A 6,241-nucleotide genomic window follows, 5' to 3' on the forward strand; every position below is an offset into this window, starting at 1 on the left:
CAATCCACACAGCAGGAGAAAACGAATACTTCAGAACACCGACATTCCGGAAGTACGTGATGCACATACAGCAATGGTCGAGGCGAATCGTACCCCTCCTCCTTCTCGCCGCCAGCTCACCCGCCGCCGCGCAGAGTCCCGACAGCACTGCAGTCGCTCGCTGGCTCACGCAGAACGCGATCCCGCTCGGCATTGCGACGCGGGACGCCGATCTCGATGATCTCGAGCCACTGCGCGCGGTGCTCTCGAACGTGCGCATCGTCGGGCTGGGCGAGGCGTCGCATGGTGCGAGGGAATTGTTCCAGGTGAAGCACCGACTCGTTCGCTTCCTCGTCGAGCTCATGGGCTTTCGTGTGCTCGCGATGGAACTCGATTACCCGGCGGCCAGGCACATCGACGACTACGTGCAGGGCCGCAGCGCCGACACGGATTTCCGGCTGAAGGTGTGGGACACGGAAGAATTCGTGGCGATGCTCGAATGGCTGCGGCAGTACAACGCCCGGCAGCCGGACTCTGCGAAGATCAGCATCATCGGAGTCGACGGTCAGGATCGCCGCACGGATGCAGCTTCTCTTGCCTCATACATCCGCCGGGTCGCGCCCCGGCGCGCCACGGACGTCGCTCAGCTTCTGAGCGACACGACATTCCCCGCGCGTCTCGACTCCACAACGAACGCCGAGCTGCAGCGCCGCTACGTCGACCTGTACATGTTCCTGCGCCTCAACGGCGCGCGGCTGATCAATGCATCGAGCCGCAGCGAGTACGAGGCGATGTGCGAGCTGGCACTCGCGTTCGTGCAGCCGGGCTACATCTACGCCAGCGACATCGACACCCGGCAGGGCCTCGCCCGGCGCGACAGCTACATGGCGGAGAACCTCCGCCGCGCGGTCGAGCGATCACGCCCCGGCACCCGGTTCATCCTGTGGGTACACAACGGTCACGTCGGGGCAGGCGACGACTACTTCCCGAGGCTCGGATTGCACCTGCGCGGCCTCTACGGCAGTGCCTACTACGCTCTTGGTCTCACGTTCGGGCACGGCGGAATCCAGGCCTGGGACCGCGACCTGGCACGACAGGGTCGGTTCGTGCTTCGTGCCTACCAGCTGGAGAATCCCGACGCAGGGTCGCTCGAGCGGTACTTCGCACAGACCGGACTCGAGCAGTTAGTGATCGACTTCCGGTCCGCTCCGCAGGGTGGCGCGGTCGCAGACTGGCTCGCCACGCGACAGGACATGCGCGGAATCGGAGCGGTCTATGGAGGAGACGACGATCCCGCCTCGATCGCGTCACGCGCGCCGGGCCGGGTGTTCGACGGCATGCTCTACATCGATACGGTGACCCGCGCCCGCCCGACGCCGCGCATGCGCGACGCCTACCTGGAAAACAACTGAGTTGGATCACCATCGGCCGCCCGCGCCGGTGATCGGACGCGCGCCTGGCGGTGGAGCTCGATCCCTTCGGCGTCATCACCACGCACAACTACGGCTGGCAGTGCTACATTGCCGGCGACATGGAGTGCGCGATCGAGCAGCTCGAGCGATCCGTCAACCTGGGGTTCTACCCCGGCGCCGCCCGCAGCCTCCGATTTGCGCAGATCGAGAATCGTGTACGCCGGTGGGGCTGCAGTAAAACGTCTGTCAACTCACGGAGCCCGTGTCGAAGAGATGGATTTTCCTGGCGGCAGCGCTCATCCTGCCCGGCCAGGCCGCATGCGCCGCACGCAGTGAGCCGGCACCGCACACCGCCTTATCCGGCTCAGTCGACCTGTCGTCCGCGGCACTCGACCGGCTCGGCAGTGCGCTGGGGGGGCTCGTCGATGCCGGCAAGCTCGCCGCCGTCTATGGCGTGATCACGAGCAACGGCGAAATCATCTATGAGCAGACCTTCGGCACGCGTGACCTCGGCACGCGCGAGCCGCTCGAGCGCGACGATATCTTCCGCATCTACTCGATGACCAAGCCGGTCGTCGCGGTCGGCATCCTCCGACTCGTCGACCAGGGGCGCCTCGGTCTCGACGACCCCGTGTCCAGGTACCTGCCCGCCTTCGCACGGGTGAAGGTCTTCCAGGGCGGCACCGCGGACGAACCGGTGCTGCGTGAGCCCGCCCGCCCGATCACGATACGCCAGCTTCTCAACCACACGTCCGGCCTCCCGTACGGCCTGACCGACAGTCCCGTCGACACTATCTTCCGGCGTGCACGGCTCTATGACGCCCAACACACGCTCCGGCAGTTCACGGACAGTCTCGCCCGCATTCCGCCGCTGTTCGAGCCCGGCACCCGCTGGAGCTACAGCTCGGGCCTGGACGTGGCGGGGCATGTGATCGAGGTCGTATCGGGCAGAACGCTCGACGTGTTTCTGGAAGAGGAGATCTTCGAGCCGCTCGGGATGCACGACACCGGCTTCCGCATTCGACCGGGGGATCGCGAGCGACTCGTCACCGTCTACACACCCGGCGCGGACAGTACCCTGCAGCCCCTCACGGAGGACGGCCTGCTCGCGATGTTCGAGCCGGAGGCGCGCTTCCTGTGGGGCAGCGGCGGCCTGCTCTCCACGCCACACGACTTCCTCCGCTTCGCCCACATGCTGCTGAACGGCGGCGCACTCGGCGACGTCCGGATCCTGCAGCCCGAAACCGTCGCACTCATGACGCAGAACACACTGCCGCCGGAGCTGACGCCCGTGTCGTATCCGACGCTGAGCGATTCCGCGTACGGGTTCGGCCTGGGCGTGGCAGTCAAGGTGAGAGCGACAGAGGCGGAGCCGAACGTACCGGTCGGGCTGTACCGCTGGTCCGGCTATCTCGGCACGTACTTCTGGGTCGATCCCGCGAACGACCTGGTCGCGATGGTGTGGACCCAGCTCTCACCCGGCGGCGCGTACCCGCTGCAGTCGGTCTTCCAGCAGCACGTCTACGGCATTCCCGACGCTGCCGTCGAAACGCCCGGGACTCCGTCGGAGCCGCCGGCGCGTTCGGCACAGCCATTCCGTTCGAGCATCCGCTTCGACCCGACGCTCATTCGACCAGGCGATTCGGTGGGAGTCCTGGTGCTCGACTCCATCGACGCACGTCCGACGATCGTCGACTCGCATAGTGATCGATTTCACGATCCACCGCGGCCTCAGCGACCAGGTCAACAGCGCCCGGTTCATCCGCTGACGCGCGTCGACGTAACGGCGAAGGTCAATGGCGCGCGAGCGGCACCCGCACCTCCGTCGCACACACGTCGCCCGGCCCCTCCGGCCCTCCCACCGTGACCCGCTCCCCGAAGTACTTCCGCTGGAAGTACAGCGCGACGTTGACCAGAGCGATCAGCACCGGCACCTCGACGAGCGGGCCGATCACCGCCGCGAACGCAGCGCCGTGCGCGATGCCGAACGTGCCGACCGCCACCGCGATCGCCAGCTCGAAGTTGTTGCTCGCCGCCGTGAACGACAGCGTCACCGTCTTCGAATAGTCCGCGCCGACCTTCCGACCCATGTAGAAGCTCACGAGGAACATCAGCACGAAGTAGATCAGCAGCGGGACCGCGATCCGCACCACGCCGATCGGCTGATCGACGATCGCCTTGCCCTGGATCGAGAACATCACGACGATCGTGAACAGCAGCGCGATCAGCGTGAGCGGCGAGATGCGCGGCACGAACTCGCCTGCGTACCACTCCTTGCCGCGCGCGCGTACCAGCAGGAAGCGCGTCGCCATGCCGGCCAGGAAGGGAATGCCGAGGTAGATGAAGACGCTCGTCGCGATCTCGCCCATCGTGATCTCGACCATCGTGCCCTCGAGGCCGAGCACGCGCGGGAGCACGGTGATGAAGAGATACGCGTAGACGCTGTAGAACAGCACCTGGAAGACGCTGTTGAATGCGACGAGGCCCGCCGCGTACTCGTGGTCACCTTCCGCCAGCTCGTTCCACACGATCACCATGGCGATGCAGCGGGCGAGGCCGATCAGGATGAGGCCGACCATGTACTCCGGGTAATCGCGGAGGAAGATCACGGCGAGCGCGAACATCAGCACCGGCCCGATCGCCCAGTTCTGCACCAGCGACAAACCCAGGATCTTCCAGTTGCGGAAGACGTCGCCCAGCTCCTCGTATCGCACCTTGGCCAGCGGCGCGTACATCATCAGGATCAGCCCGATCGCGATCGGCACGGACGTCGTACCGAAGCTGGTGCTCTCGTTCAGTGCACGAACGCCGTCCGGCCAGAAGTAGCCGGCGACCACGCCGAGTCCCATCGCGGCGAAGATCCACAGCGTCAGGTAACGGTCCAGGAAGGACAGGCGTCGTGCGACGCCGGTGTTGTGCGCAGTCATGGGGTCAACGGTTGTTGCGTGTTGCCTGGGTCGCCGCCGCGGGCTTCCCGCCAGTCTCCAGGTACTCCGCGAAATCGTCGGGCAGCTCGCTCGCGCGGATCGCGCGCGTTGCCCGCTCGATGTCGTACTCGACGCGCACGAACTCGACGTCGACAGCGTCACCATCCATGTCCAGCAGCACGTAACCCGCGCGCCAGTCGCCGTCCTTGGGTCGGCCGACCGAGCCGGTGTTCACGAAGTGCACCCCCTCGATCGTGCGGTGCCATGGCCTGTGCGTGTGGCCGAAGGCGATCACGTCGCCTGACTTTGCGCCCAGCGTATCGGCCATTTCCAGGCAGAAGCGGTCCGGCCGGTCTTCCGTCCAGTACACGGTGTTCAGCACGGGATTGCCGTGGACCAGGACCAGGCGTGGGCCGGCCATGTGCCCGCCCAGCGGCCGCAGGTCGATGCGGAAGGGCAGCCCGCCGAGGAACCGCTTCGTTTCCGCGGACGTGTGCGCGCGCGTCCACTCGTACGACAGGTGCGACAGTTCCTCCTGCCGCGCATCCTCGTACCTGCAGCCGCAGTGCTTGTAGTCCGTCGCGGTCGTGCTGTCGTAGTTGCCCGCCACACCGGCGATGCCGCGGCTGCGGACGAGGTCGACCGTTTCATCCGGCCATGGCGCGTAGCCGACGAGATCGCCGAGATGGTACGTCGCGCCGATCTCCGGGCGCGCATCGATGTCGGCGAGCACGGCTTCCAGCGCCGGCAGGTTCGCGTGCACGTCCGAAATCAGCGCGTAACGCATCACGTGCCTCCCGCCAGCTGGCGGACCATGGCTACCGACGACGACGGACACAGCTCACTGAACTCCGCCGACTGTTTCACCGCGTCCGATGCGGCGTCCCGCTCGATACGGACGAAGCCGTGGCGCGGGAAGAAGTTCTCGGCTGTCTCCGTGAGCAGGTAGACGGCGGAGAGCCCGTCATGCGAAGCGCGCTCGAGGATTTCGTCCGTCAGTGCGCCACCCAGCCCGCGCCCGCGCCAGTCGTCCGCCACGGCAACCGAGCGCAGCAGGCCGTCGGTGCCGTGCACCTCCAGGCCCGCCACGCCGACCACACGGCCGTCGTGCTCCGCGACGACGAACCGGTCGAACCACTCGTCCACACCGGCCACCGGCAGCTCCGCCTTCTCGAGGAGCGCCAGGACCGCAGCCAGGTCCTCCGGCCGCGTGGGCCGGAGGTTCGCATTCGCCTCGTGCATGGCGTCCCTCACCGGACTCACGCGCAGCAGCCGGGTGCGCAGCAGGCCGCTTCCTGCTTCGTCTCGCCGACGTTCGCCGCAGCCGGCTTCGTTGCGCGGACGAACGCCGCCATGATCTTCCCATCCACCGCGTCGCCGTATGCGTCGACGTCCAGTCCCGCCTCCTCCAGGAACGCACGCGCATCCTCCACGCGGTAGACACGCGTCGGCTCGACGGACGCATCCTCGAAGCCGGCTTCCGTCAGCAGCGCCTCGAACTGCGAGACCTCGAGTGCACCGGCGACACAGCCGACCCACAGCTCCATCGAACGCCGCACCTCCGCCGGCACCTCACCATTCACCACGACGTCGCTCACCGCAAACCGCCCGCCGGGCTTGAGCACGCGGAACGCCTCCCGCAGCACCTGCCGCTTGTCCGCCGACAGGTTGATCACGCAGTTCGAGATGATCACGTCCACGCTGTCATCCGGCAGCGGGATCTCCTCGATGTGACCCTTCAGGAACTCGACGTTCGTGGCGCCGACCTCCGCCGCGTTCTTCCGCGCCAGCGCCAGCATCTCGTCCGTCATGTCCAGGCCGTACGCCTTGCCCGTCGGGCCCACCCGCTTCGCCGACAGCAGCACGTCGATCCCGCCGCCACTCCCCAGGTCCAGCACCACCTCGCCGGCGTTCAGCTCGGCC

At 66.9% G+C, this 6,241-nt stretch carries 6 protein-coding genes; 2 read left to right on the forward strand and 4 right to left on the reverse strand.

Annotated elements, in window-relative coordinates; genetic code table 11:
- Positions 1 to 59 precede the first annotated feature (59 nt).
- Both VFU06_06480 and VFU06_06485 read left to right on the forward strand, forming a co-directional pair.
- Positions 60 to 1,391, forward strand: coding sequence for an erythromycin esterase family protein (locus tag VFU06_06480; protein HEU5209041.1), 1,332 nt, complete (start codon positions 60 to 62; stop codon positions 1,389 to 1,391).
- A gap of 262 nt (positions 1,392 to 1,653) precedes the next feature.
- Positions 1,654 to 3,258, forward strand: coding sequence for a serine hydrolase domain-containing protein (locus tag VFU06_06485; GenBank protein HEU5209042.1), 1,605 nt, complete (start codon positions 1,654 to 1,656; stop codon positions 3,256 to 3,258).
- Here the strand turns inward: VFU06_06485 and arsB are convergent.
- The 4 genes from arsB to arsM form a co-directional block, all read right to left on the reverse strand.
- Entirely contained in the window at positions 3,185 to 4,318 is a 1,134-nt protein-coding gene (gene arsB / locus VFU06_06490) for an ACR3 family arsenite efflux transporter (protein ID HEU5209043.1), read from the reverse strand. The two genes, VFU06_06485 and arsB, sit on opposite strands and share 74 nt — an antisense overlap.
- Before the next feature lie 4 nt (positions 4,319 to 4,322).
- On the reverse strand, positions 4,323 to 5,105 hold the full coding sequence (locus tag VFU06_06495) for a metallophosphoesterase family protein (protein HEU5209044.1): 783 nt from the start codon (positions 5,103 to 5,105) through the stop codon (positions 4,323 to 4,325).
- The gene (gene arsN2 / locus VFU06_06500; GenBank protein HEU5209045.1) at positions 5,105 to 5,560 is read right to left on the reverse strand and encodes an arsenic resistance N-acetyltransferase ArsN2; all 456 of its coding nucleotides are present in this window, start codon (positions 5,558 to 5,560) and stop codon (positions 5,105 to 5,107) included. The genes VFU06_06495 and arsN2 overlap by 1 nt, the downstream gene beginning before the upstream one ends.
- Before the next feature lie 17 nt (positions 5,561 to 5,577).
- A partial coding sequence (gene arsM / locus VFU06_06505) for an arsenite methyltransferase (protein ID HEU5209046.1) occupies positions 5,578 to 6,241 on the reverse strand: 664 nt, incomplete at its 5' end.

It is taken from the genome of Longimicrobiales bacterium (genome assembly GCA_035764935.1).
Classification (GTDB): Bacteria; Gemmatimonadota; Gemmatimonadetes; order Longimicrobiales; family RSA9; genus DASTYK01.